The sequence below is a fragment of the Corynebacterium sp. Marseille-P4321 genome, assembly GCF_903645305.1.
Classification (GTDB): domain Bacteria; phylum Actinomycetota; class Actinomycetes; order Mycobacteriales; family Mycobacteriaceae; genus Corynebacterium.
This window is the reverse complement of record NZ_CAHJXO010000001.1, coordinates 963427-988204: the sequence shown is the minus strand read 5'-3', so window position 1 is coordinate 988204 and position 24778 is coordinate 963427. Positions and strand designations below refer to the sequence as shown.

The 24778-nt window shown below is 64.0% G+C and carries 23 protein-coding genes; 16 read left to right on the top strand and 7 right to left on the bottom strand.

Features of this window, described 5'->3' with window-relative positions:
- The first annotated feature begins 18 nt into the window (after positions 1-18).
- The 6 genes from HWX32_RS04445 (at position 19) to galE (ending at position 5541) form a co-directional block, all read left to right on the top strand.
- The gene (locus tag HWX32_RS04445) at positions 19-486 is read left to right on the top strand and encodes a DUF3099 domain-containing protein (protein ID WP_175934864.1); all 468 of its coding nucleotides are present in this window, start codon (positions 19-21) and stop codon (positions 484-486) included.
- Between the two features lie 25 nt (positions 487-511).
- The gene (locus HWX32_RS04440) at positions 512-2080 is read left to right on the top strand and encodes a methyltransferase (RefSeq protein ID WP_175934863.1); all 1569 of its coding nucleotides are present in this window, start codon (positions 512-514) and stop codon (positions 2078-2080) included.
- Positions 2081-2118: 38 nt separating this feature from the next.
- Positions 2119-2553: a D-aminoacyl-tRNA deacylase gene (gene dtd / locus HWX32_RS04435; RefSeq protein WP_175934862.1), complete on the top strand. Its 435-nt coding sequence runs from the start codon at positions 2119-2121 to the stop codon at positions 2551-2553.
- 138 nt (positions 2554-2691) lie between these two features.
- The gene (locus HWX32_RS04430) at positions 2692-3696 is read left to right on the top strand and encodes a sigma-70 family RNA polymerase sigma factor (protein ID WP_075468888.1); all 1005 of its coding nucleotides are present in this window, start codon (positions 2692-2694) and stop codon (positions 3694-3696) included.
- Positions 3697-3849: 153 nt separating this feature from the next.
- Positions 3850-4542, top strand: coding sequence for a metal-dependent transcriptional regulator (locus HWX32_RS04425; RefSeq protein WP_175934861.1), 693 nt, complete (start codon positions 3850-3852; stop codon positions 4540-4542).
- Between the two features lie 15 nt (positions 4543-4557).
- Positions 4558-5541, top strand: a complete 984-nt coding sequence (galE, locus tag HWX32_RS04420) for a UDP-glucose 4-epimerase GalE (RefSeq protein ID WP_175934860.1) — start codon at positions 4558-4560, stop codon at positions 5539-5541.
- Here galE and HWX32_RS04415 read toward each other — a convergent pair.
- Positions 5538-6686 carry a DUF4192 domain-containing protein gene (locus HWX32_RS04415; RefSeq protein ID WP_175934859.1) on the bottom strand — a complete coding sequence of 383 codons (1149 nt, stop codon included), beginning with the start codon at positions 6684-6686 and terminating at the stop codon, positions 5538-5540. The two genes, galE and HWX32_RS04415, sit on opposite strands and share 4 nt — an antisense overlap.
- Before the next feature lie 202 nt (positions 6687-6888).
- Here HWX32_RS04415 and HWX32_RS04410 point away from each other — a divergent pair, with 202 nt between their 5' ends.
- From HWX32_RS04410 to HWX32_RS04400, 3 genes are read left to right on the top strand one after another with little or no spacing between them, the layout of a single operon-like run.
- A complete protein-coding gene (locus HWX32_RS04410; RefSeq protein WP_175934858.1) occupies positions 6889-7989 on the top strand; it encodes a PAC2 family protein in 1101 nt (366 codons plus the stop codon).
- A gap of 57 nt (positions 7990-8046) precedes the next feature.
- Positions 8047-10575 (top strand): RNA helicase, encoded by a 2529-nt coding sequence (locus HWX32_RS04405; RefSeq protein ID WP_175935034.1) that lies wholly within the window; start codon positions 8047-8049, stop codon positions 10573-10575.
- 52 nt (positions 10576-10627) lie between these two features.
- Entirely contained in the window at positions 10628-11884 is a 1257-nt protein-coding gene (locus HWX32_RS04400) for an FAD-binding oxidoreductase (protein WP_217702888.1), read from the top strand.
- 75 nt (positions 11885-11959) lie between these two features.
- Here the strand turns inward: HWX32_RS04400 and HWX32_RS04395 are convergent, their stop codons facing one another.
- Positions 11960-12484: a carboxymuconolactone decarboxylase family protein gene (locus HWX32_RS04395; RefSeq protein ID WP_175934856.1), complete on the bottom strand. Its 525-nt coding sequence runs from the start codon at positions 12482-12484 to the stop codon at positions 11960-11962.
- Between the two features lie 106 nt (positions 12485-12590).
- Positions 12591-13187, bottom strand: a complete 597-nt coding sequence (locus HWX32_RS04390; protein WP_075468894.1) for a peroxiredoxin — start codon at positions 13185-13187, stop codon at positions 12591-12593.
- Positions 13188-13320: 133 nt separating this feature from the next.
- Between HWX32_RS04390 and HWX32_RS04385 the strand changes: the two genes are divergently transcribed.
- Together HWX32_RS04385 and hrpA are read left to right on the top strand one after the other, a co-directional pair.
- Positions 13321-14277: a hydrogen peroxide-inducible genes activator gene (locus HWX32_RS04385; RefSeq protein ID WP_175934855.1), complete on the top strand. Its 957-nt coding sequence runs from the start codon at positions 13321-13323 to the stop codon at positions 14275-14277.
- 13 nt (positions 14278-14290) lie between these two features.
- Positions 14291-18226 carry an ATP-dependent RNA helicase HrpA gene (gene hrpA, locus HWX32_RS04380; RefSeq protein ID WP_175934854.1) on the top strand — a complete coding sequence of 1312 codons (3936 nt, stop codon included), beginning with the start codon at positions 14291-14293 and terminating at the stop codon, positions 18224-18226.
- 66 nt (positions 18227-18292) lie between these two features.
- On the opposite strand, the gene nrdR is transcribed toward hrpA, so the two are convergent.
- Positions 18293-18754, bottom strand: coding sequence for a transcriptional regulator NrdR (gene nrdR / locus HWX32_RS04375; RefSeq protein ID WP_175934853.1), 462 nt, complete (start codon positions 18752-18754; stop codon positions 18293-18295).
- Between the two features lie 109 nt (positions 18755-18863).
- On the bottom strand, positions 18864-19229 hold the full coding sequence (locus HWX32_RS04370; protein WP_175934852.1) for a hypothetical protein: 366 nt from the start codon (positions 19227-19229) through the stop codon (positions 18864-18866).
- Between the two features lie 225 nt (positions 19230-19454).
- Between HWX32_RS04370 and lexA the strand changes: the two genes are divergently transcribed.
- From lexA to HWX32_RS04355, 3 genes are all read left to right on the top strand, one after another.
- Positions 19455-20147: a transcriptional repressor LexA gene (lexA, locus tag HWX32_RS04365; RefSeq protein ID WP_075468898.1), complete on the top strand. Its 693-nt coding sequence runs from the start codon at positions 19455-19457 to the stop codon at positions 20145-20147.
- A 140-nt stretch (positions 20148-20287) separates the two neighbouring features.
- On the top strand, positions 20288-21067 hold the full coding sequence (locus HWX32_RS04360; protein WP_175934851.1) for a DeoR/GlpR family DNA-binding transcription regulator: 780 nt from the start codon (positions 20288-20290) through the stop codon (positions 21065-21067).
- Positions 21068-21132: 65 nt separating this feature from the next.
- Positions 21133-21402, top strand: coding sequence for an HPr family phosphocarrier protein (locus HWX32_RS04355; protein WP_075468900.1), 270 nt, complete (start codon positions 21133-21135; stop codon positions 21400-21402).
- Positions 21403-21483: 81 nt separating this feature from the next.
- Here the strand turns inward: HWX32_RS04355 and HWX32_RS04350 are convergent, their stop codons facing one another.
- Both HWX32_RS04350 and HWX32_RS04345 read right to left on the bottom strand, forming a co-directional pair.
- Positions 21484-22761 (bottom strand): uracil-xanthine permease family protein, encoded by a 1278-nt coding sequence (locus HWX32_RS04350; RefSeq protein ID WP_175934850.1) that lies wholly within the window; start codon positions 22759-22761, stop codon positions 21484-21486.
- Between the two features lie 12 nt (positions 22762-22773).
- Positions 22774-23496 (bottom strand): HNH endonuclease signature motif containing protein, encoded by a 723-nt coding sequence (locus HWX32_RS04345; protein WP_254868268.1) that lies wholly within the window; start codon positions 23494-23496, stop codon positions 22774-22776.
- A gap of 75 nt (positions 23497-23571) precedes the next feature.
- Between HWX32_RS04345 and HWX32_RS11200 the strand changes: the two genes are divergently transcribed.
- On the top strand, positions 23572-23844 hold the full coding sequence (locus HWX32_RS11200; RefSeq protein ID WP_254868267.1) for a hypothetical protein: 273 nt from the start codon (positions 23572-23574) through the stop codon (positions 23842-23844).
- A gap of 172 nt (positions 23845-24016) precedes the next feature.
- Positions 24017-24778 (top strand): glucosamine-6-phosphate deaminase, encoded by a 762-nt coding sequence (gene nagB / locus HWX32_RS04340; protein ID WP_175934848.1) that lies wholly within the window; start codon positions 24017-24019, stop codon positions 24776-24778.

The window sequence follows — 24778 nt, the reverse complement described above, 5'->3', positions numbered from 1 at the left end:
GGTCTAACCTTGAGGTTCATGGGCGCACGCGACGATCACTTCCACAACACCGGTTCAAACAGCGAACCGGAAACGGTGGATGCCGAGATTGAGGAAGCGAAGTCCGGCGCACGCAGGCGGACGCGGACCCGCGCGTTGATCACGGACGCAGTGCGCTCGCCGGAACAAAACCGCCAGTCGCGCGAGCGCCAGTACGCGATTTTGCAGGGGCTTCGCATCCCGTTCATTCTGGCGGCGATTGCGGCCGCGTTCTATGAGGCGTGGGTGCTTGCCTCCGTGCTGTTCGTCATTTCTGTCCCGCTGCCGTGGATTGCGGTGGTGCTGGGCAACGCGCAGGGTGAAAAACGCGATTCGCGCACGAAGAACGTGTACAAGCCGGCCGCCGCGCGTGAGCACGAGCGGCTGGTTGCGCAGCAGCGCGCGGAGCTGGGCGAAGCCGAGGGTTCTACGGGCAACTCCCCCGCTATCATCGACCATCAGGATTAATTCCGCTGACGTTGAGGAGGCCCGCGTGTCCGACGTTTTCCCGCTCTCGCCTGAACTTCCCTCCGCGGCCCGTCTGCTCGCGGAGTCGCTTTCGCAGGCTGGGTTCACCGCCGACGGCATCGCCGCGCACCTTGGGCCCGAGGCCACTGAGGCACTCTACCGTCGCGAGCCGGGTGTCGTGCTCGATGCGTGCGGCGATTCGTCCCAGCTTTCCGCGCTGATCCGCTTTTTCCTTCTGCGCCGCCCCGCCACAGCGGAGCAGCTCGCGGAGATGGTTTCGCCGCGGTTGGCGCTTTTGCTTATCGACGAGGGCCTGGCCGCCCCCACTGGCGCATCGAATGAGTATGTCCCGGCGTTGGATGTGCGCCCGCATGTCATCGCGGGCACTCCTCGTCTGGTGTTGTCTGACCCGGACGCGTCTGTCACCGAGCACGTGCCGGGCCGCGACCATGTTCTGGGGGTTGGTTCGGCCTCGTTGTCGCTGCTATCTGCGGCACCGCTTACTCCGGTGGATTCCGTGCTTGATTTGGGCACGGGCTCCGGTGTGCAGGCCCTCGCCCAGGCAACATGCGCGAACCGGGTTGTGGCGACAGATATCCACGCCCGCGCACTGCAGCTCGCCGAGGCGGCGTTCGTCGCGAACGGGGTAGATAACGTCGAGCTGCGCGAGGGCACCTGGTTCGATCCTGTGGCTGGTGAGCGCTTCGACCGCATCGTGGCCAACCCGCCGTTCGTGGTGGGTCCGCCGGAGGTCGGCCACGTCTACCGCGACTCCGGCCTGGACCTCGACGGCGCCACCCAACTGGTGGCTGGCCAGGCGGGGGACCACCTTGCGGAAGGCGGTAGCGCGTTCATCCTCGGCTCGTGGGCGCACGTGTTGGACGAGGCATGGCAGTCTCGTGTGGCGTCCTGGCTGCCCTCCCATGGGGTGAGCGCTTGGGTGCTGCAGCGCGACGTGGTGGACCCGGGCATGTACGTCTCCACCTGGCTCAAGGACGAATCGATCGACCCACGCTCGCCTGAGGGTGTAAGCAAGACCCTGCACTGGCTGGACCACTTCCGCGAGCGCAACGTGCACGCCATCGGTTTCGGCTGGATCTTCCTGCGCGACATCGGGGATGCTCCGAGCGAGGTCACCGCGGAGACCGTCTCTCAACCTTTCACTGACCCGCTGGGTCCAGAGGCCGAGGAGTACTTCACCCGTGCCGAGTGGCTGCGTGGCAAGGATGCCGACGCCATCCTGGATGCGTCGTATCTCGTGCGCCCCGGGGTGGCCCTGGAGGAAATCTCCCTGGCCGACACTGAGGTGGGCATGGGTTTTGCCACGGAAGCCATCCGTGTCACCCGCACCGACGGCCCCCGCTTTACCCACGACGTGGACTCGGGCCTTCTCGCGCTGCTCTCCGGCCTGCACCCACAGGGCCTGTCGCTTCGCGACGTAGTAGGCCTCTACGCAGTATCCCGCGCCGGTGATCGCACCGACGAAACCGCCAGCGTCGAAGACCTCGAAAAATCCGCGGTGAGCGCCGTGGTGGATCTCATCCGCCACGGGGTTGTGCTTCCCGCCGAGATCGCGGAGCTGGCTCAACTGTAGGCCCGACTCACCCGCAAAACTTTCTGAAGGAGCGTGGAATGAAAGCCGTACTCACACGCGTCTCAAGCGCGTCCGTCACCGTCGATGGAGAAGTTGTCGGCGCGATCGACTGCCCCGACACCGGCGGAGTGCTCGCACTCGTAGGCGTGGGCAAAGAAGATGCCGACGACGCATGGCAAACCATGGCGCGCAAGATCGCCGAACTGCGCATTCTCGACGGCGAACGCTCCGTCGTAGACGCGAACGCCCCCGTGTTGCTGGTCAGCCAGTTCACCCTGATGGGGCGCACCGCAAAGGGACGGAGGCCGTCGTGGAGCGACGCAGCCCCGGGCGATGTGGCAGAACCCGTCATCGCCCGCATCGCGGAGGAACTTCGCTCCCGCGGCATCGAGGTGCAAGAAGGCCGTTTTGGGGCGCAGATGCGCGTGGCGAGCGTCAACGAGGGCCCGTTCACCGTCTTAGTGGAGGCTTAGAACTTTTCACCTCGAACTTTTCACCTCACTCGACATGCGGCCCTGAATGTAAATCGCGCCCCGGGAACAATCACGCTACCCGAGCCGTTGACTACACAGATTCCCCAGCTGTTCCACTATCCGAGGAGGCACTGCCACATGACCCAACCGGATCTCGCCGCGGCGAAGGACAACGCGGACAACGACGAGAACGTCGACCGCGGGAGCCGCCGGAACCAGACGAACGACAACCCGTCGGCGGACCTGGTTCGTGTCTACCTCAACGGTATCGGCAAGACCGCCCTCCTTGACGCAGAGGAAGAGGTGGAGCTGGCGCAGCAAATCGAGGTTGGGCTCTACGCCCAGTACCTGCTGGATGATCCGGATACGAAGCTCACCCGTGCGAAGAAGCGCGATCTGCAGATTCTGGCGAAGCAGGGCCGAAAAGCCCGCGCCCACCTGCTGGAGGCGAACTTGCGCCTGGTTGTTTCGCTCGCGAAGCGCTACACCGGCCGCGGCATGCCGCTGCTCGACTTGATCCAAGAGGGCAACCTGGGGCTGATCCGCGCGATGGAGAAGTTCGATTACTCGAAGGGCTTCAAATTCTCCACCTACGCCACCTGGTGGATCCGCCAGGCTATTACCCGCGGTATGGCCGACCAGTCGCGCACGATCCGCCTCCCAGTGCACCTCGTGGAGCAGGTGAACAAACTCTCCCGCATCCGCCGCGAGATGTATCAGTCCCTGGGGCGCGAACCGACGAACGAGGAACTGTCGGAGGAGTCCGGCATCGAGGAATCGAAGATTGAGATGCTACTGCGCCAGTCCCGCGACCCGGTGAGCCTGGATATGCCGGTCGGTGCTGATGAAGAGGCGCCGCTGGGTGACTTCATTGAGGACGCTGAGGCCACCGATGCGGAAGACGCTGTGGTGACCACGCTGCGCCACGACGACATCGAGGACATCATTAACGGGCTCGAGCAGCGCGAGCAGGACGTGATCCGCATGCGCTACGGCCTGACCGACGGTGTGCCACGCACACTGGACCAGATTGGCCGCGAGTTTGGGCTGTCGCGCGAGCGTGTGCGCCAGATCGAACGTGAGGTGATGGCGAAGCTGCGCGTCGGTGAGCGTGCTGACCGTCTGCGCGACTACGCCATGTAGTTCGCCCCGACCTTGCCTCGAGGCCGCGCCCGTTGTGGCGCGGCCTCGTTTACTTTCGCTGAAGTCGCCGCGCCTTAGCGCGGTCCTGTCGGCCACGGCTGGGCTACAGTGATTGCTATCCCTTTCCCGCCACGCTTGGAAGGATTCTTAAACGTGCGTGATCTTGTCGATACCACAGAGATGTATCTGCGTACCGTCTACGAGCTCGAAGAAGAAGGCATCACCCCGCTGCGTGCCCGCATCGCTGAGCGCCTCGAGCAGTCCGGGCCGACCGTGTCGCAGACCGTAGCGCGCATGGAGCGCGACGGCCTTATCGTGGTGGAGCAGGACCGCTCGCTCTCGCTCACCGAGGAGGGACGCGAGCGCGCAACGGCAGTCATGCGCAAGCACCGCTTGGCGGAGCGGCTGCTTACCGACGTGCTGAAGCTCGACCTCGCCCAAGTACACGAGGAAGCCTGCCGGTGGGAGCACGTGATGAGCGAGGAAGTCGAACGCCGCGTTGTGACGGTATTGGATGAGCCGACTCGCTCCCCCTTTGGCAATCCCATTCCGGCGCTGGATGAGCTCGGCGCCGCAGCTAATGCGCCTGCCGAGTTCGGCACCCGCGTGAACGACCTACGCCTGAAAGCTCCGGCACGCGCGAAGGTCCTGCAGATCAGCGAGATCCTGCAGGTGCCCCTGCCCAGCGGGGAGTCGCTCACCGCTGCTGGCGACATCATCGGCGAGACAGTGACGCTCACCCCCATCGACGGCGGTGGTGTGGAGGTCGAGCGCGAGCAGGGCGGTGAGACGGTCACCCTCACCCCGGACGTCGCGCACGGACTGCGCGTCGAGTTGCTCGACTAGGGCTGGGGCGGACGAATGCGGCTAGTGGTCACCGGCGGTGCCGGCTACGTGGGAAGTGTTTGCGCGGCTACGTTGCTCGAAGCGGGCCACGACGTGACCGTGATCGATGATTTCAGCACCGGCAACCGCGACGCAGTCCCCACGGGTGCGCACCTGGTTGAGGGCGATATCGTCGAGGTGGCGGACGAGGTTCTGGGCGCTGGAAACTACGACGGCGTGCTTCACTTCGCTGCCCGCTCGTTGGTGGGCGAGTCTGTGGAGGACCCAGCAAAGTACTGGCACGGCAACCTCGACGTCTCGCTCTCGCTTCTCGACGCGATGCGCCGCTACAACGTCCCCTCGCTCGTGTTCTCCTCTACCGCGGCGACCTACGGCGAGCCGGAGACGGTGCCCATCACCGAGGACGCATCTACTGCGCCGACCAACCCATACGGCGCGACCAAGTTGGCCATCGATTACGCCATCAGCTCGTACTGCCGCGCCTACGGTCTGGGAGCGACGAGTCTGCGCTACTTCAACGTCGCCGGCGCGTACGGGGACTTCGGCGAGAACCACATCACTGAAACCCACCTCATCCCGATCGTGCTGCAGGTGGCGATGGGGTACCGCGACAAGATCATGATCTACGGCGACGATTGGCCCACCAAGGACGGCACCTGCGTGCGCGACTACATCCATATCCGCGACCTCGCGGACGCGCACGCGCTCGCGCTGGACACCAACCGGCCAGGCGAGCACCGCATTTACAACCTCGGTTCCGGCGACGGGTACTCGGTGCGTGAGGTCATCGAAGTATGCCGCGATGTCACCGGCCACCCCATCCCGGCAGAGGTGGCGCCGCGACGCGCGGGCGACCCCGCGGTACTCATCGCGTCGTCTGAGAAGATCCGCAGCGAGCTCGGGTGGGACCCCACGCGCACGCAGCTGCGCCGCATCGTCGAGGATGCGTGGGCGTTCACCGAGCGTCTCGGCGACCGCTCCCACTCCGCGCCGCGCTAATGCCCCATCTCGCGCCAGGTGTCGCGACACCCCTCCGTGGCCGCATGCACCAGCTCCTCGAGTTTGCCCATCTGCATCGCTTGGCTGAGCAGCATCGAAAGCTGGTGGTGCTCCACTTCCTCCTCCGCGCGTTGGAGCGCAACAGCGGCCCACGGCAGCAACCCCTGCGTCACCGCCACCATCGCCCACAGGCACAGAGCATTCGCGCGAATCACGCCGGTGAAGTTGCGTGCCATGGTGAGCAGGAGCGCCCCGGCGCGACGCGGTGAGGTCATCGCGTCCAAGATGAGACTGTCGCGCAACCGGTTGCGCGACAGCAAGGCCGCGAGGAGTTCGATGTCTTCGGGGTTGTCAAAGATGTCGTCGATAAGCAAGCTGCATTCTGTGTCCACCATGCTCAGCGCAGGCGCGGCGAGGAAGAGATCGCACCCGCGCTCGATGTCAGCCCTGGCCAAGTTCGGGGCGACGACGGTGAGTTCCACGAGCTCGATGCCGCGGTGGTGCGCGGCGGCCGCGACCTGCTCGCACACGTTTGTGTCCGCGAGCGAGACCGGGTCGAAGTGCTCGAAGATGTCCGCGCGGTCGAGCTCCGGCAGCACCCCGTGGTCAAGCAGCGGGCGCATCGCGGGCGACGCCACCACCGACGAGACGGCGCCAGCCTGGATCGCGTTGGCCCACCCCCATTCGTCGAAATCTTCTTCCGGTCCGAATAGTAGGCGGTACGGTGTGCCCTCCGCGACCTCAGAAACAATCCAGCACGCTTCGATGATGGGTCCGAACTCGTCGCCCACGCGGCTGAGCATCTCCGCCGCGAGTGCCACCATCCCGGAATCCGGCACCCGCGAGACCACCACGGCGAACGTAGTGGCGCGCTGGTGCATCGGAATGCGACAGAACTCCTCATGCAGCCGCGACGGGCTACCCAGGTCCACGCACTGGTACGGGCCGACGTGCAGCTCCCCCGGCGCGGCGGGGCCGGTACGCAGGTTGATCAGCACCACGGCCTCGTTCGGGAAGAAGCCAAGTGCGCCCGGCAGCGAGGCGATGAGGTTGGCGGGTGAGGAAAGAATGTCAATTGGTTTCGCGCCGGCGGGCAACCCGTCCGGCTGGTTCGTTTCTTGCGGCTGTGAGTGTGCATCGTTCATGTACATCAGACGCTAGAAATCGGCTGCCGGTTCCATACGACTTTTCACACGCAGGTCAGCGGCCCGCAGACGGCGCGCCGCGTTGGTTCGCCTGCTGTAGGTTGGAATGATTCAGCGCCCCCGGCCGTTATGGTGTGGGAGTTGAGAAAAGCTGAGGCACTTAGGTTCAGTTAGGTTCAGTTAGGTTCAGGAGGAACACGCGATGACGGATGCAGGCCGCATGTACGACTTGGAGTACCCCTCGCCTGCCGTTGGCGACGATTCGCCGGCTGGCCCCACCCTGATTGTGGCGATGCACGGCTACGCCGACGCGGGCCACGCGGTTGAATCCGCGGCGGACCACCTCAAGGCGGCGCTGGAGTCGCACACCGTGGCGACGTTTAACAACGACGAGCTCATTGATTACCGCTCGCGCCGCCCAACGGTGACCTTGGCACACGCAGAGATCACGGACGTTGCGGACCTGCAGCTGGATATGCGGGTGCTTCGCGACGCCTCCGGTGAGTCCTTCCTCCTCCTTTCCGGGCCCGAGCCGGATTTGCGCTGGGAGGCCTTCTCCGGTGCTGTGGCCGATTTGGCGGAGCGCTTCGATGTGGACAAGACCGTGTGCCTGTACGCCGCGCCGATGGGTGCGCCGCACACACGCCCGCTCGTGGTGTCCGCGCACGGCAATGACCGCGACTTGGTGGGCTCGATGTTCACGTTCGATGGCATGGTGTCCATCCCGGGCTCCGCGTCCATTCTCATCGAGCGCGAGCTGAACCAGCGCGGGCGCAAGGTGGCGGGCTACACCGCGCACGTGCCGCATTACGTGGCATCCTCGCCGTACCCGCACGCGACGTTCCAGCTGCTGCAGTCCGTGGAGGACTCCACGAAGCTTCAGTTCCCGCTTCGCGCCATCGAGTCGGACATGCAGCGCGTCTCGCAGCAGCTCGCGGAGCAGACCGCGAACTCGGAGGAGATCACCCAGGTTGTTCGCGCGCTGGAGGAGCACTACGACACCGAGATGTCCGAGTACCGCCGCCAGCACCCGCAGGCAATGATGCCGGGCGAGGCCCAGATGCCCACCGGCGAGGAGATCAGCGAGGCGTTCGAGAACTACCTCACCGCGATCGAGGACCGCGACCGCGAGCGCCCCAGCCTCCCGCGCAGCGAGGAGACGGACCAGCGGCTGCGCGACCACTTTTTCATCGACCCTGATGCCACGGACGTTGAAGCAGGCGCCGAAGAGGGCGGCGAGCCGCGCGACGAAAACGGCGGGCGCGACGGCAGCGCTGGCAACGATCCCACCCGCGACCAGTAGCGCACACCGGGCGCAACCGGCACGTCGGCTACGGTGGTGTGCGTGACGCTCACCGACATGCTCGCCGACATTCAAGAGGCCCCCGCGAACCTGTTTGAGGACGTGGTGTGGGACTCGTTTACAGCCTGGACCGCCTCCCGGGGCATCACGCTTTACCCGGCCCAGGAGGAGGCTTCGCTGGCCTTGTTGGCCGGGGACAATGTCATCCTGGCCACGCCTACCGGGTCAGGCAAGTCGATGGTGGCCAACGCCGCTCACTTCATCGCCATGGCGCGCGGGCAGCGCTCGTTTTACACCGCTCCGATTAAGGCGCTGGTGAGCGAGAAGTTCTTCGCCCTGTGCGAGATTTTCGGTCCCGAGAACGTTGGCATGATGACCGGCGACGCAACCGTGAACGGCAACGCGCCTATCATCGCCGCGACCGCGGAAATCGTGGCCAACATCGCGCTGCGCGAAGGCAAAAACGCCCGCATTGACCAGGTGGTGATGGACGAGTTCCACTACTATTCCGAGCCCGAGCGCGGCTGGGCGTGGCAGGTGCCCCTGCTGGAGTTGCACGGCGCCCAGTTCCTGCTCATGTCCGCCACCTTGGGCGATACCGCGTGGCTGGAGGAGGACCTGACGCGCCGCACGGGCCGAGAGACGACGTACGTCGGAGGTGCGCAGCGCCCGGTCCCCCTCGACTTCCACTACGTGTTCACGCCGGTGCACGAGACCATCGAGCAGTTGCTTGACGACGGCAAGGCGCCCATCTACGTCGTCCACTTCTCCCAGCGCGAGGCCACCGAGCGGGCACAGGCACTGACCAGCATGAATATCGTCACTGCCGAGGAGAAGGAGCGGATCGCGGAGGAAATTGGGGCATTTCGCTTTACGACGACATTCGGCAAGACCTTATCCAAACTGCTGCGACGCGGCATCGGTGTGCACCACGCGGGCATGCTGCCGAAGTACCGCCGCCTGGTGGAGCGTCTTTCGCAGACCGGCCTGCTGAAGGTCATCTGCGGCACCGACACCTTGGGCGTGGGGATTAACGTGCCGATCCGTACGGTGCTCATGACTGGGTTGGCAAAGTACGACGGCACGCGGCAGCGCATTTTGAAGTCGCGCGAGTTCCACCAGATCGCGGGCCGCGCCGGGCGCGCCGGTTTCGATACAGAGGGCACCGTGGTGGTGGAGGCGCCGGAGCACGAGATTGAGAACGTGAAGCTGCGGCGCAGGGCTGGCGACGATCCACAGAAGCTGAAGAAGCTGCACAAAAAGTCCGCGCGCGACGGCGAAGTGTCCTGGTCGGAGAAGACGTTCGAACGGCTCAAGGTGGCTGAGCCGGAGGAGCTGGCGAGCCAGTTCAAGGTGTCGAACTCGATGCTGCTCAACGTGGTGGCCCGCCCGGGCGACGGCTACGAGCACATGCGGCATCTCTTGCGCGACAACCACGACACGCGCGCGAAGCAGAACCGGGACATCCTCACTGCGGTGGAGCTGTTTCGCGGTCTTATCAACGCAGGCGTGGTGGTGCGCACGCCTGATTCGCCGGCGTTTCGCCCGTACACGCTCACCCAGGAGTTGGACCGTGACTTCGCGCTGAACCAGCCGCTCTCCCCGTTCGCGCTGGCGTTTCTCACGCTGCTCGACCCGGAGTCCGATACGTACGTGCTCGACGTGGTGTCTACTTTCGAGGCGATTCTGGACGACCCGCGCCAACTGCTCCAGGCCCAGCAGAAGAAGGAGCGCGGCGAGGAGATCGCGGCGCTGAAGGCCGAGGGCGTGGACTACACCGAGCGTATGTCCATCATCGAGGAGGTCACCTACCCCAAGCCGCTCGCCGATGAGCTGGAGGACGCCTACGACACGTTTACCGAAGGCAACCCGTGGGCGAAGGAGTTCGAGCTCTCACCGAAGTCTGTGGTGCGCGACATGATCGAACACGCGATGACGTTTTCGGACCTCATCGCCACCTACGGTCTCGCCCGCTCGGAGGGGGTGGTGCTGCGCTACCTCTCCGACGCGTGGCGCACGTTGTCGTTTTCGGTGCCAGACGCGTACATGAACGAGGAGCTGGAGGACATCGTGGTGTGGCTCGGCGAGATGATTCGCCAGGTGGACTCGTCGCTTATCGACGAATGGGCGCACATGACGGGCGAAGACCAACCCGTCTCGGCCGAAACCGTGGAGCGCGAGCTTGCTTTCGGCGTGGAAGATCCGACGGCGCTCACTGCGAACCGCCGCGCGTTCACCATCATGGTGCGCAACTACTTCTTCCGCTTGGTGGAACTGTTCGCGTACGAGAAGGAGGACCAGCTCACTGAGATGCTGGACTACCTCGAGCCGGATGAACGTGTGGATTGGCCGGCCGCGATGGACGACTACTTCGACGAGTACGACGACGTGGAACTCGGCCCCGACGCACGCGGGCCCGAGTACTTCCGCCTCGGCGACCAGTCTGGCCGGCGGTGGCAGGTCACCCAGATTGTGAAGGACCCGGAGGGCGACAACTCGTTCCAGCTCCACGGCGTGGTGGACCTGGACGCCTCCGACGAGGTTGGCGAGGTGCGCCTCGCGTCGCTCACGCTCATACAGGGGTAGCGCGGGCGAATCACACCCAATTTCTGCCCGCGCGCCATGTGATGTGTCCTACATTAATCGCATGACTCGTACGATCGTTGTCGGCGCCGGCATGACCGGTCTTGCCACCGCTTGGTATTTGCAGGAGTACGGCCACGACGTGGAGGTGCTGGAGCGCATCGACGTCGCCGCCGGTTCGTCTTGGGGCAATGCCGGATGGCTCGCTCCCGGTAAAACCATTCCACTGTCCAATAGCTCGCTGTGGGCGTACGGCCCAACCGCTCTGTTCGACAAGCACGCCGCGCTGGATGTGCCGGTGCGCGTCGATCCGAAGCTGTGGCGCTTCGTTGCCAACTTCATGGCGCACGCGACCGACCGCGCGTGGGATAAGACCATGGCGGGGCTGACTAAGGCTGACATCGCTGCACTCGCCGCGTTCGACGAGCTCGAGGCGGGCGGTGTGGAGGCGAGCAGCCACGAGGGCCCGTTCATCATCGGTTTTGAGAGCGAGAAGCAGGCTGGCGGCTTCCTGAAGGAGGTCGAGGGCGCGATTCGTCACGGCCAGGATGTGCCGTTCGAGCAGATTTCGCTGGAGTCGGCGCGCGAGCTGGCCCCTATCCTCACCGATAAGGTCGGCGCGATTTACAAGATGGGCGGCCAGCGCTTCATTGAGCCGGGCCCGTACTGCCGAGCCATCGCGGACTCCATCGTGGAGCGCGGCGGCAAGGTGACCACCGGCGTGGAGGTCGTGGAGGTCCGCTCCACCCGCAAGCCCGCGGTGAAGCTGGCTACGGGCGATTGGCTCAGCGCAGACAACGTCGTGTTAGCCACGGGCGCATGGCTGCCGAAGCTGGCCCGCGATCTCGGTGTGACCACGATGGTGCAGGCTGGCCGCGGCTACTCCTTCTCTGTGGAGACGGACGAGCCGGTGACCTGCCCCGTGTACCTGCCGGACCCGAAGATTGCCTGCACCCCGTACCAGGGGCGTTTCCGCGTTGCGGGCACGATGGAGTTCCGCGGTCCGGACGAGCCGTTCCAGCCGGGCCGCGTCGATTCCATGATCCACGCCACCAAGCCGTTCTTTAAGGGCGTGAACTGGGAGGACCGGCAGGACGAGTGGGTCGGTTCGCGCCCGGTCACCCCGGACGGTCTGCCGCTCGTGGGTGCGACGAAGGTTCCGAATGTTTACACCAACGGCGGCCACGGCATGTGGGGCATCATTCTGGGCCCGCTGTCGGGCAAGATGCTTGCCAAGCAGATCGAGACGGGTGAGGTCGACGAGACGATCGCCCCGTTCGACCCGCTGCGTGGCCCCTTCGGTGGCATCTAGGGGCACATTGCTTATCGACGCCAAAACCCTCCCGTGGGAGCTCCCACGGGAGGGTTTTCGTCGTCAAGCTACTGCTTAGCGTGCGTCCTCGATCTCGATGACCTGGGAAACTGCCTGGACAACGCCCGCGATCTTCACGGACTCCCAGACCTGCTCCTTGGTCAGGCCCTCCTCGCGCACGGTGTTCGCGTGTGCGACTACGCAGTGCTCACAGCCGTTGATGGTGGACACGGCGAGCGACCACAGCTCGAAGTCGGACTTCTCAACGCCCGGCTTGGAGATGATGTTCATGCGCAGACCGAACTTCACGTTCGCGTAGTCGTCGCCCAGCCAGCCCTTCGCGCGGTAGGCGACGTTGTTCATCGCCATCACCGTCGCGGCGCCGAACGCTGCGTCGATGGCCTCCTCGGAGAGGTGCTCCTTCGCCTCGTCGGTGATCTCGGAGATCACGGTGGCGTTGCGGGTCGCGGCGGCGCAAGCAACCAGGGTGCCCCACAGCTGCTGCTCGTTGAGCTCGGTGGAGCGGGTCAGGGAGCCGAGGTTGAGCTTCTGGTCCTTGGCGTACTCCGGCAGTGCGCCGCGCAGGTTCTCAATAGACATATTCTTCTTTCCTTTCAGTGAGTGTTTCGTTGATAACTTTTTCCTCGCGCGATGTTGCGCGAAAGCCCCGCCGCTTCTTCTCCGCGCGGCGGGGCTTGGGTTGCGTTTACTTCAGGGACTCCTGAACCACAGCCATCTTGTCGATGTTCTTGGTCGGGTCGTTCTTCTGCCAGTCGCAAGCGCAAACTTCCTCGGACTGCAGGGCGTCGAGCACACGCAGCACCTCGTCAACGTTGCGGCCCACAGCGTCCGGGGTAACGGACACGAACTGGATCACGCCGTCCGGGTCGATGATGAAGGTCGCGCGGTCTGCAACACCGTCAGCGTTCTCCACACCGAGGGCGCGGATGAGGTCGTGGCGCACGTCGGCGAACATCGGGAACGGAACGTCGAGCAGATCCTCGTGCGTTGCGCGCCAGTTGAAGTGGGAGTACTCGTTGTCGGTCGAGCCGCCGAGCACCTGGGTGTCGCGGTCCTCGAACTCCTCGTTGAGCTTGCCGAACGCGGCGATCTCCGTCGGGCAGACGAAGGTGAAGTCCTTCGGGTAGAAGAAGACGATCTTCCACTTGCCCTCGTACTTGTCCAGGGAGACGTTCTCGAAGTAGTCGTCCGGCGAAGAGGCGTTAGCTTCCTTCAGGTTGCCACCCTTCAGTGCAGTGAGGTCGAACTCCGGGAAACGCTCCCCAACGGTCATGATCGGCATAGTGATCCTCCAAAAAGCTTCAAAGACTCGGTTTTTCCGCTCGGGTGCTCCGTGGCACCCAACGTGAACCAGTATGACACAACCCACCGAAGCTTTCAATGAAATCCTATTGCCGGGGTGTAACCTCATAGGCATGGCTAATAGGGAATATAAACCGACGCTCGCGCAGCTGCGCACCTTCGTCACCATCGCGGAGCAAAAGCACTTTGTTGCCGCCGCTACAAAGCTCGGCATTTCGCAGCCGTCGCTCTCCCAGGCCCTGGCGTCACTGGAAAACGGGCTGGGCATCCAGCTGATCGAGCGTTCCACCCGCCGCGTAATTGTCACCCCGAGCGGCGAGGAACTCCTCCCCTACGCCAAGGCGACGCTGGAGGCTGCCGACGCGTTCGTCGCCGCGTCCCGCGGCGCCCTCGGCGTGCTCGCCGGCCCGCTGAACATCGGCGTGATCCCAACCATCGCGCCGTACATCCTGCCCAGCCTGCTCAAGCAGATTGAGACGGAGTACCCGGACTTGGAGCCGCGCATCGTGGAGGGCCAGACCGAGGTGCTGCTCACTGCGCTTCGCGACGGCAACCTCGACCTCGCCGTCCTGGCCACCCCCACCAACACCGCGGGCGTGACGGACCTGCCGCTCTACGACGAGGACTTTGTCATGGTCGTACCGGAAGACCACCTGTTTGCAGGCCGCAGCGACCTCGCGATCGCTTCGCTTGACGACGTCAACCTTCTCCTGCTGGCCGACGGCCACTGCCTGCGCGACCAGATCGTCGACCTGTGCAAGATGGCCGAGGTGAACCAGTCCGCCACCGCACAGTCGGTGACCCGGGCGGCGTCGTTGACCACCATCGTCCAGCTTGTGGTCGCGGGCTTGGGTGCAACGCTCGTGCCGCTGTCAGCGGTCGCTGCGGAATGCGCCCGCCCCGGTATCGCTGTGGCCACCTTCGCTGACGCGGTGGACGCGAAGCGCACCGTGGGGTTGGCCTACCGCGCCTCCACCCGCCGCGCCGCTGAATTCGAGCAGCTCGGAGAGCTAGTGAAGAAGGCCTACGCCGACGCGGAGGAATTCAGCGCCGAGCTGCTCCCGCGCTAAGCTTGCCCGGGTTATGGCTGCACCCACTCCCCCCACGAAGCAAGAGCTCTACGACGCGCTCGAGGGCGTATCGCTTATCGACGTCCGCCGGTTCCAACGCCGCCTGAAAAAAGCACGCTCGCCTGAAGCGCTCAGCGCTATTGGGGAGGATGTGGTGCGTGCCCGGGAGGCCGTCGATAAGCGCGATGCCCTTGTGCCCGAAATCTCCTATCCCGACTCGCTGCCTGTCTCCGCGCGGCGCGACGACATCATGGAGCTCATCCGCGACAACCAAGTCGTGATCATCGCGGGTGAAACCGGCTCGGGCAAGACCACCCAGATCCCGAAGATGCTGCTCGAACTCGGACGCGGGCGCCGCGGGCTCATCGGGCACACGCAGCCGCGCCGCCTTGCCGCCCGCACCGTCGCCGAACGCATCGCGGACGAGCTGGGCCAGTCAATCGGCGAAACCGTCGGCTATGCCATCCGCTTCGACGACAAAGTCTCGCCAACCACCGCCGTCAAACTCATGACGGACGGCATCCTGCTCACCGAGATGCAGCGCGACCGCTACTTGAACGCATACGACACGATCATCATCGACGAGGCGCACGAGCGCTCCTTAAACATCGACTTCCTCCTGGGGTATCTGAAACGCCTACTGCCGAAACGGCCGGACCTGAAAGTGATTGTCACCTCCGCGACCATCGACCCGGAGGCCTTCGCCAACCACTTCGCCGACGCCGACGGCACGCCCGCACCGATCATCGAAGTCTCCGGGCGCACCTACCCCGTAGAGATCCGCTACCGCCCGCTCGTGGCGCAGGTGGAACAGAAAAACGGGACTGTCAAGGAAGTCGACACCGACATGATCGACGGTGTAGTCGACGCGTGCGCCGAGCTCATGCGCGAAGGCAAGGGCGACATCCTGTGCTTCTTCGCATCCGAGCGCGACATCCGCGACTGCATGGAGGCGATTGAGAAGAAGCGCTGGGGAGTGGAGGTCGTGCCGCTATTCGGCCGCCTGTCCAACGCCGAGCAGCACCGCGTGTTCGCCCCTCACTCGGGCAGGCGCATCGTGCTGTCCACCAACATCGCGGAGACCTCGCTGACCGTACCGGGCATCCACTACGTGGTGGACACCGGCCTCGCGCGCATCTCGCGCTACTCCACGCGCACAAAAGTACAGCGCCTGCCCATCGAGGAGATCTCGCAGGCCTCGGCCAACCAGCGCTCGGGCCGCTCGGGCCGCACCGCCGACGGCATCGCCATCCGCCTTTACTCAGAGGAGAACTTCGAGGCCCGCCCCGAGTTCACCGACCCCGAAATTCTGCGCACCAACCTTGCCAGCGTGATCCTGCAAATGATCTCGCTGCGCCTCGGCGACATCTCCGAGTTCCCCTTTATCCAACCGCCAGACCCGAAATCGGTACGTGACGGTCTGATGCTCCTACACGAACTCGGCGCGATCACCGACCAGGAGCGCGGCGGCGCACCCACACTCACCGACATCGGCCGGGACCTCTCCCGCATCCCCGTCGACCCGAAGATGGCCCGCATGCTGGTGGAAGCCAACCGACTCGGCGTGCTCGACGACGTCACCGTAATCGTGGCCAACATGACCATCCAGGACGTGCGCGAACGCCCGCTCGAGTTCCAAGCACAAGCCGACCAAGCCCACGCGCGCTTCAAAGACAAAGAATCCGACTTCCTCTCCGCGCTGAAGCTGTGGGACTACATCAACGATTCGCGCGACGAACTGTCAGGCAACGCGTTCCGCAAACGCATGAAGCGCGAGTTTTTGCACTACATGCGCATTCGCGAGTGGTACGACCTCGTGCGCCAGCTTCGCGACGTCGAACGCGGCCTCGGCTGGTCCCGCGCCGAGAACGTCGCTGGCGAACGCGACGCCGACGCGATCCACAAATCGCTGCTCACCGGCCTTTTGTCCAACATCGGCGCCCGAGACGGCAACTCCAAGGAATACGCCGGCGCGCGAGGGACGCGGTTCATGATCTTCCCGGGCTCGTCGTTAAGCAAAAAGCCCCCGGAGTTCGTCATGGCCGCCGAGCTAGTGGAAACCTCGCGCCTGTGGGCCCGCGATGTGGCGAAGATCGAGCCAACCTGGGTGGAACAGGCCGCCGGCGCGTTGATGAAGCACTCGTACTCAGAGCCTGTCTGGTCGCGTAAGCGCTCAGCCGCGATGGTGCACCAAAAATCCATGCTCTACGGCGTGACCATTGTGCGCGACCGTCTCGTGCCGTACCACCGCGTGGACCCCGACGGCGCCCGCAACATGTTCATCCGCCACGCGCTGCTGGAGGGCGATTGGAACCGCCACCACCACTTCATCGACCACAACGAAGCACTGCTGCGCGAGGCCGCCGAGGTAGAGGAGAAAGTTCGCCGCCGCGGCCTCGTGGTCGACGAAGACACACTGTTCGAGTTCTACGACTCCCGCCTGCCGCGCGACGTGACCACCGCGCGCCACTTCGACTCCTGGTGGAAGAAAAAGCGCCGCGAGGACAAGCACTACCTCGACTTCGACCCGAGCACATTGCTTGACGACGAAGGCGTGGACGCCGGCGAAACCGCCTTCCCCGAGCAGTGGTGCCAAGGCTCCGTGACCTACGACCTACGCTACAAGTTCGAACCCGGCGACCCCTTCGACGGCGTGACTGTAGAGGTGCCCGTGCCTCTACTGGCAAATGTGGACGCCGCCGGATTCGACTGGCTTGTCCCCGGCCTGCGCGTCGAACTCGCCGCGGAACTCATCCGCACCCTGCCGAAGGCCCTGCGCAAAACCGTGGTGCCGGTGCCCGATTTCGCCGAGCGCGCAGTTACACAAATTCAGCAAGACCTCGACGGTGAACCCCGCGGCGACGTGCCCTTCACCGACACACTCGCCGCCGCGCTACACGACCTGGGCGGGCGCGGCATCAACGGCTCCGACTTCAACCCGACTGCGCTCCCGCCGCACCTGAAGGTGACGTACGCCGCCATCGACCGCCGCGGCGCCGTAGTGGACCACGACACCGACCTCGCGGCGCTGAACCGGCGCCAGGCCGGCAAGATCCGGTCCTCTGTTTCGAAAGCTGGCCGTTCGTCCGAGTCCGAGTCGGTGCGCCAGTGGACCGCCGACAACCTCGGCGCCGTGCCCGAGACGGTGCAGACCACGATCGACGGCAACGACGTCGACGCATACCCCGCCCTCGAAGCCACCACGGACGGCGTGAAAGTCACCGTGCACCCGACGAAAGCGGCGGCAGACGCGTCCATGGTCACGGCGACGTTGACTTTGCTGCTTCGCGAGATCTCCGTCTCTGCGCAGCAGATGACTAAGGGATTACCCCTGCGCCACAAGGTGGCCGTGGACCGCTACCCGCACGGCGGCGCCGAGGGCCTAGTAGAGGACGCGCGCGTCGCGGTGATCCGTGACCTTATGTTCGCCCACGGCGGCCCAGTGCGCACGCCTGCCGAGTTCGAAGCACTCGTCGCAGAGATCAAACCGAAAGTGCCGGGCGCGGTACGCCGAATCGTCGTGGCACTGGCACCGGGGCTAGCCGATTACGCCAACATCGCTGCCGAGCTAGACAAGTGGGAGGGACCGGCCATCGACGACATGCGAGGCCAACTCGCCTTCTTCCTCCCGAAGCACGCCGTGACCGTCCACGGCATCGAACATCTGCAGCACTTACCGCGCTATATCGACGCGATACGCATCCGCCTCGAAGACATGCGCCTCGACCCGGACCGCGACGCCGACCGCCAATCCGTCGTGGACGCCACCAAGGCCTACCTCGACGAGCGCATCCGCCGCCTGCCCGCCAACCGAGTGAAGTCGCGCGAGTACAAGGACATCCTGTGGCAGTTACAAGAACTGCGGGTCAGTCTTTTCGCGCAACGCCTTGGGACCCCAAAGCCGGTGAGCCAGCGGCGCATCGAGAAGAAGATTGACAAGTTGCGCTAGGCACGGCGGCGATAGACATCCCGTACTAGCCGCGGGCGAACCGCGTGGAGCTCTTATCGCGCGGTGCTACTTCAGTTCATCTCGTTCGCGGCGCCGCATGAGCCGGATCTCGGATTCGAAGTCGTCGGCGCTTTCGAAAGACTTGTACACCGAAGCGAAACGCAAGTAGGCGACCTCGTCCAGGTTGCGCAACGGTTCCAGCACGGCCAAACCGATCTCGTTCGCCGGCACCTGCGAGCTACCCTGCGCGCGCACAGCTTCTTCAACTTCCTGGGCGAGCCGCTTCAACGCATCGTCAGAGACGTCTCTGCCCTGGCAAGCGCGTCGCACACCGACGATCAGTTTGTCGCGATCGAACGGTTCGCTCACCCCATTGCGCTTCACCACGGTCAGGACAGCCTTCTCCACCGTTGTGAATCGGCCGCTGCAAGCGGTGCACTCGCGCCGCCGACGGATCGCTGAGCCCGCATCCACCAAACGGGAATCGGTCACTCGGGATTGTTCGTTGTGGCAGAAAGGACAAAACATGCTCGATGCACCCCTTCTCTTCTTGCCTTACCTTCTCGGTCGCCGGCCGCAGTCGATCTGCGTTCGCATCGAGCCTACCCCCGAGGGCACCCGCCCCCTAGTTGCGTAGTTAACGCGCGGAAACCACCGCGTCTTGCGGCGGCACACCTGAGGGCGCAACCTCAGTCTGCCCAAAGGCGCCACCGATAAACGAGCCAACAATCAGCGTCGCTGCGAACAAGCCCCCGAGCAGTACACTCTCCCGATTCTCGCGGCGAGGTTCGAACGAACCGGCCTCGACATCAGTCACATCTTCAACCGACCTCACTCTTAATTCACCCGTTCGAGTACCTGCCCCCAGAGTTCGAACATCCGAGGATTCCTTGCGCCCATTCGTGCGCGATTCAACGTCCCACACCTCTGCCGGACGGGATACGGAGCGATCCGCACGCCCGGATTCACAAGCACCCTGTGCTGGATTAATTGCAATAGCCATGAGATCTTCCTTTCGTTACTGCATCGCATTCTACGACCCGGCCCGACGCCGTTCGAAAATTAACCCGCCCATACGTTCGAGCGATTACATGTTCGATTTATAGCAAACCGGCCGACACGTGTCTAGCCGGCAATGGAAAGTATCGAACACGCTTGCCCTCTCTGGTATGTTCTGTAACTACGTGACCCACCACTTCATACGGCGAGCAGTTAAGGGAGAAATACGATGGCGCGAAAGAAATCGGATCCGAACGAATTGGATATGAGCGTGCTGTCCGATCGACAGCGCAGGATCCTGCAGGTCATTCAGGATGCGGTTGTACTGCGGGGCTACCCGCCGAGCATTCGTGAGATCGGCGACGCGACCGGGCTGCAGTCCACTTCCTCAGTGGCCTACCAGCTGAAGGAACTTGAGAAGAAGGGTTTCCTGCGCCGCGATCCGAATAAGCCGCGCGCAGTGGACCTGCGCCACCTGCAGCAGACCACCGCGGCACCGAAGCGCAAGAAGCAAACCCCGGCTGGAGATGTGCCTGAGGATGCGTCGAACGCTCGCTATGTTCCCGTCGTCGGCCAGATCGCGGCAGGCGCTCCGATCTTGGCGGAAGAGAACGTCGATACCTACTACCCGCTTCCGGACGAGTTGCTTGGCGACGGGGACGTGTTCATGCTCAGCGTCGTCGGCGAATCGATGCGCGATGCCGGCATCCTCGACGGGGACTGGGTGATTGTGCGCTCCCAGCCAGTTGCCGAGGAAGGCGAATTTGTCGCGGCGCTCATCGACGGTGAGGCCACAGTAAAGGAGTTCCACAAAGATTCATCCGGTGTCTGGCTGTTGCCTCACAACGATGCCTTCTCGCCCATCAAGGGCGACGAGGCCGAGATTATGGGTCGGGTCGTCTCCGTGTTCCGAACCCTGTAAAGGTAGCCCCCACATCCGGGTGATTCGGGCCCAAACACAGGGATTCGGGCGTTGAGTTTTGGAATAGTGGTTCACCGTTGAGCGTCGGCGCTAGCGCGTAGCTGCGCCACGCATTGACGAGAACCGAATGAGGGTGAGCCATGTATGCCGAGGAACGAAAGCGCCAGATCGCGTCTCTAACTGCAGTCGAGGGCCGCGTGAGTGTCACCGAGCTCGCCGAGCGGTTCGAGGTCACCGCCGAGACGATCCGTCGCGATCTCAGCGCCCTGCACGATGAGGGGATTGTGCAGCGCGTACATGGTGGCGCCGTGGCCAATCAGTCGGTGCTCAGTGCTGAGTTTTCCTTGGACGACCGTTCGCGGTCCGCGTCGGATGCGAAGCACGCCATTGCTCGGGCGGCGCTCGATTTTCTTCCCGGGGGTGGCGGCGTGTTCTTGGATTCCGGCAGCACCACTAGTTGTCTTGCCGAGCTTCTTGCTTCGCAACGGCATGCCCAGGATTGCTCGTTCGTTACGAATTCGCTTCCCATCGCACTCGATCTTTCGTCCGCAGGGCTTCCCGACGTGCAGTTGCTCGGAGGTACCGTTCGCTCGATCGCCCAAGCGGTGGTTGGTGGCACCGCGCTGCGCACCTTGGCGCTCATGCGCGCGGACGTGGCGTTTATCGGCACCAACGCGCTCACCATCGACCATGGGCTCTCCACGGCGGATTCTCAGGAGGCCGCTGTGAAATCCGCGATGGTAACCAACGCGCGCAAGGTAGTGGTGCTGTGCGATTCGACGAAGATCGGCAACGACTACCTGGTCAGTTTCGCGCCGTTGAGCGCCGTCGATGTGATTATCACCGACAGTTCCACTCCGGATTCTTTCATCGAGGAGTTGCGGGCACAGGGCATTGACGTTGTCGTTGTTGAGCCATAGTCGTCGCCGTGGGTGGAGCGCGGATTGCGCGTAGACTGTCTGTGAACGACTGAAAGGACACATCAATGGCTTCGAAGACTGTGAAGGTTGGCTCCACTGTGGGCCTGCACGCGCGCCCCGCTACCGTGATCGCTGACGCTGCTGGCGAATACGACGAGGAGATTTTGCTCACTCTTGTCGGCGGCGATGACGACGATGAGACGGATGCCGCTTCTTCCCTAATGATCATGGCGATGGGTGCCGAGCACGGAGACGAGGTTGTCGTGACCTCCGACAACGCGGATGCGGTTGAGGAGATCGCGGCGCTGATTGAGAAGAACCTCGACGACGAGTAGGAGCACTTCGCTTATCGACGCTTCCGTGCCGCCCCTTCGTTCGAAGGGGCGGTCGTTTTGTTGTTCGGCGACGCGCGGCCGCTAGCGGTACTGCCCCTCCCCGACTGTTCCGAACACCCAGCGCATAAGCGGGTAGATGACAATGATCCCCACTGATCCCAGCGCGATACCTTCCAGTGTGACGGGCCCAACTTCCAAGGTGAGGTTGCCGATGCCCACGATCAGCGCCACCGCTGCCGCGGTGAGGTTCACCGGGTCGGTGAAGTCAACCCGGTTGTCTTGCCAGATGCGCACCCCCAGCATGCCGATCAGGCCGTAGAGCACGAGGCACGCCCCGCCCAGCACGCCGGCCGGAATAGTGAAGATCACGGCGCCGAACTTCGGGATGAACGCAAGAATGATCGCGAAGATGGCGGCCACCCAGTATGCGGCTGTGGAGTACACCTTCGTCGCCGCCATCACGCCAATGTTCTCCGCGTAGGTGGTGGTGCCGGACCCACCGAAGCCTCCGGCGAGCGTGGTCGCGATACCGTCGCCGATAAGCGCGCGCCCCTGTAGGTAGTCGAGGTCACGGTGCGTCATCTCAGACACCGCTTTCACGTGTCCGACGTTTTCCGCGATAAGCACCACGAGCACGGGCAACGTAACCAGGATGGCGGAGACGTCGAACTCTGGCGTGTGGAACTGCGGCAGTCCCACCCAGGAAGCGGCTCCGATGGTGGCCAGGGCGTCGTCGGAAAGTCCACCGGTAAGCGCCGCATACGCCCAGCCGATGAGCACCCCGATGAGGATGGACAGGCGTGAGAGCATGCCGCGCGTAGCTACCGTCACGAGCACGATCGCCGCCAGCGTCACCCCGGCCACTCCCGGCTGCGTCTCGACATTGTCCACGGCTGTCGGCGCGAGATTGAAGCCGATAAGTGCGACGATCGCGCCGGTGACCACTGGTGGCATGACGGCGTCGATAACGCGCTTGCCTGCGACGTGCACCAGCGCGCCCACCGCGATGAGCGCAAGACCGGTGACCAGCACCCCGCCCAGCTGCGCGCCGATTCCGTACTGCTGCGAGGCGGACAGAGGCGCAATGAACGCGAACGAAGATCCTAGGTAGCTCGGCAGCTTGTTACGCGTGATAAGCAGGAAGATGATGGTGCCAAGGCCCGAGAACAACAGCGTCGTGTTCACCGGGAAGCCGGTTAGTGTTGGCACAAGCAGCGTTGCGCCGAACATCGCCACCACGTGCTGCATACCGATGCCGATCGTGCGCGGCCAGGACAGCCGCTCCTCCGGGGCAACAACAGCCCCCGGCCGCACGTGACGCCCATCGCCGTGCAGGCTCCATCCGAAAGTCTCACTCACGGGGTGTCATTATCACCCCGCGTGCGCCGCCGAAGAAAACGCAGGCCCGAACAGCTGGTTCATCGCGCCGAAGGGGTGGTACGCATTCGGCACGATGTAGCCGCGCGGGGAGACCCAGACTGGTCGGCCGTCGATGACTTCGATGCGCCCGCGTTTGGCGGCGCCCGGGTCATCGTCGTTCGTGCGGTTGTGGTATCGGCACAACACCGCGAGATTGCTCATATTCGTTTCGCCACCTCGTTTCCACGCCTGAATATGATGCACCTCAGACGCTTCGGCGCCGTGCCGGCAGTCGGGCACGAGACACACCGGTGAAGTGGCTTTCGCAAGCACGCGCTGCTTCCCGTTGGCTAAACGCTCGCCACGGTAGAGGTTCACAGCTCCCTCGTGCGGGTGGAACAATGCCACGTTGAGTTCTTCCGCGAGCTCTAGGTTGAGGTACTCCGCCCCGGTCATTGTGGTTCCGTCGGTCATGCCCAGCACAGTGTCGTCGCCCTCGCCTTGCAGGATCTTTCTATGCACGTCGAGGGGGACGAGCAGCAGTGGTGTGGGGGCTGCGGTGGGAACGCGGGAGCCGTCGTGAAGCAATGCGATGAAATTGGCGAGCAACTGCGGGCCCAGCGGCAACGACTTGTCCAGGTCTGCGCTGAGCAGCGCCTCTAAGTCCGCGAGGAACCGTTCCGGCGCCACGATGTGACACGAGCGCATGCCGTCCTCGGACCTAGAAAACCGCATCGATTCCTTCCTCGGTGGTTTCTCCTTCGGTATGAGCTCCTGCGCGGCTTTCTCCAGCGATTTGTATCTCCCCACATGTCGGAGCAGCTGCAGGCGCAACTGCCATCGCGTGCCCTCGTGCTCGATGTGCTTGAGTCTGCGCTCAATCATGGCGAGCTGCTCCACCGAAAACTTTCCTTCCCTAGCTCGGCGAAGCGCCTTCCCCTGTTGTTTACTGTGCCGCTGGTTTCCGAAATAGATGTGTTCCAACTGCGCCCACGCGGTGGCATTCTGCGGGCTCATGCCGGACGCGAGAGCGAGTTGACGGTCGAAACCTTGCAGGTGATCGACACGCGGGCTGTGGTCTAAGTAATCACTGAATGTCATGTTGCGAACGCTAAGAACTCCTGGCAAGCGGCACAAGACCCCCTCCCGAAATCTGTGGATAACTTTGTCTAGGCGTCAACAAAAAGGGCGAGTTATCCACAGAACCCCGGGCGCGTTGCACAGCGGGGCAGCAACATCACTAGGTTTAAACACCATGCACATCATCATCCGCCGCACACCCGAAGAGGTAGGCGAATGCGCCGCCGACATCATCGCGCCCTACGTACGCAGCGGCGCCACGCTCGGCCTGGCCACCGGCTCGACCCCCACGCCCACCTACAACGAGCTCATCCGCCGACACCGCAGCGAAGGCTTGAGTTTCGCCGGATGCAGGGCATTTCTTCTCGACGAGTACTACGGCCTACCCGCCAACCACGAGCAGTCCTACTACGCCACCATCCGCCGCGAACTGACAAGCCACGTCGACATTGACGACGCAAACGTGCACTCCCTCGACGGCACCGCCGAGAACCCCCACCAGGCGGCCGAAGAATACGAGCAGGCGATCGCCGACGCAGGCGGAGTGGATATCCAGCTCCTCGGCGTCGGTTCCAACGGCCACATCGCGTTCAACGAGCCGCTCAGTTCGCTTCGCTCGCGTACCCGCCTCATCGACCTGCATCCGCAGACCATCGCCGACAATGCCCGCTTCTTCGACAACGAAAGCGAGGTGCCGCGGCAGGCGCTGAGCCAGGGCATCGGCACCATTCTCGAGGCGCGCAGCATCGTGCTCGTCGCCACCGGCTCCAACAAGGCCGCCGCGGTGCGGGCGCTCGTCGAAGGCCCGCTCGCCGCCTACTGCCCGGCATCTGCGCTGCAGCTGCACAACGACGCGACCGTCGTGATCGACGAGGCAGCCGCCGTAGAGCTCGCCGAGTTCCACACCTACAAGGCGTACGACCCGTACTGGGCCTAG

Excerpts from the sequence above, each read along its gene's own strand:
- HWX32_RS04445 (WP_175934864.1), top strand. The coding sequence starts at position 19 with ATGGGCGCACGCGACGATCACTTCCACAACACCGGTTCAAACAGCGAA.
- dtd (WP_175934862.1), top strand. The coding sequence starts at position 2,119 with ATGAAAGCCGTACTCACACGCGTCTCAAGCGCGTCCGTCACCGTCGAT.
- HWX32_RS04430 (WP_075468888.1), top strand. The coding sequence starts at position 2,692 with ATGACCCAACCGGATCTCGCCGCGGCGAAGGACAACGCGGACAACGAC.
- galE (WP_175934860.1), top strand. The coding sequence starts at position 4,558 with ATGCGGCTAGTGGTCACCGGCGGTGCCGGCTACGTGGGAAGTGTTTGC.
- HWX32_RS04415 (WP_175934859.1), bottom strand. The coding sequence starts at position 6,686 with ATGAACGATGCACACTCACAGCCGCAAGAAACGAACCAGCCGGACGGG.
- HWX32_RS04410 (WP_175934858.1), top strand. The coding sequence starts at position 6,889 with ATGACGGATGCAGGCCGCATGTACGACTTGGAGTACCCCTCGCCTGCC.
- HWX32_RS04405 (WP_175935034.1), top strand. The coding sequence starts at position 8,047 with ATGCTCGCCGACATTCAAGAGGCCCCCGCGAACCTGTTTGAGGACGTG.
- HWX32_RS04395 (WP_175934856.1), bottom strand. The coding sequence starts at position 12,484 with ATGTCTATTGAGAACCTGCGCGGCGCACTGCCGGAGTACGCCAAGGAC.
- HWX32_RS04390 (WP_075468894.1), bottom strand. The coding sequence starts at position 13,187 with ATGCCGATCATGACCGTTGGGGAGCGTTTCCCGGAGTTCGACCTCACT.
- HWX32_RS04385 (WP_175934855.1), top strand. The coding sequence starts at position 13,321 with ATGGCTAATAGGGAATATAAACCGACGCTCGCGCAGCTGCGCACCTTC.
- hrpA (WP_175934854.1), top strand. The coding sequence starts at position 14,291 with ATGGCTGCACCCACTCCCCCCACGAAGCAAGAGCTCTACGACGCGCTC.
- nrdR (WP_175934853.1), bottom strand. The coding sequence starts at position 18,754 with ATGTTTTGTCCTTTCTGCCACAACGAACAATCCCGAGTGACCGATTCC.
- HWX32_RS04370 (WP_175934852.1), bottom strand. The coding sequence starts at position 19,229 with ATGGCTATTGCAATTAATCCAGCACAGGGTGCTTGTGAATCCGGGCGT.
- lexA (WP_075468898.1), top strand. The coding sequence starts at position 19,455 with ATGGCGCGAAAGAAATCGGATCCGAACGAATTGGATATGAGCGTGCTG.
- HWX32_RS04360 (WP_175934851.1), top strand. The coding sequence starts at position 20,288 with ATGTATGCCGAGGAACGAAAGCGCCAGATCGCGTCTCTAACTGCAGTC.
- HWX32_RS04355 (WP_075468900.1), top strand. The coding sequence starts at position 21,133 with ATGGCTTCGAAGACTGTGAAGGTTGGCTCCACTGTGGGCCTGCACGCG.
- HWX32_RS04345 (WP_254868268.1), bottom strand. The coding sequence starts at position 23,496 with ATGCGGTTTTCTAGGTCCGAGGACGGCATGCGCTCGTGTCACATCGTG.
- HWX32_RS11200 (WP_254868267.1), top strand. The coding sequence starts at position 23,572 with ATGTCGGAGCAGCTGCAGGCGCAACTGCCATCGCGTGCCCTCGTGCTC.
- nagB (WP_175934848.1), top strand. The coding sequence starts at position 24,017 with ATGCACATCATCATCCGCCGCACACCCGAAGAGGTAGGCGAATGCGCC.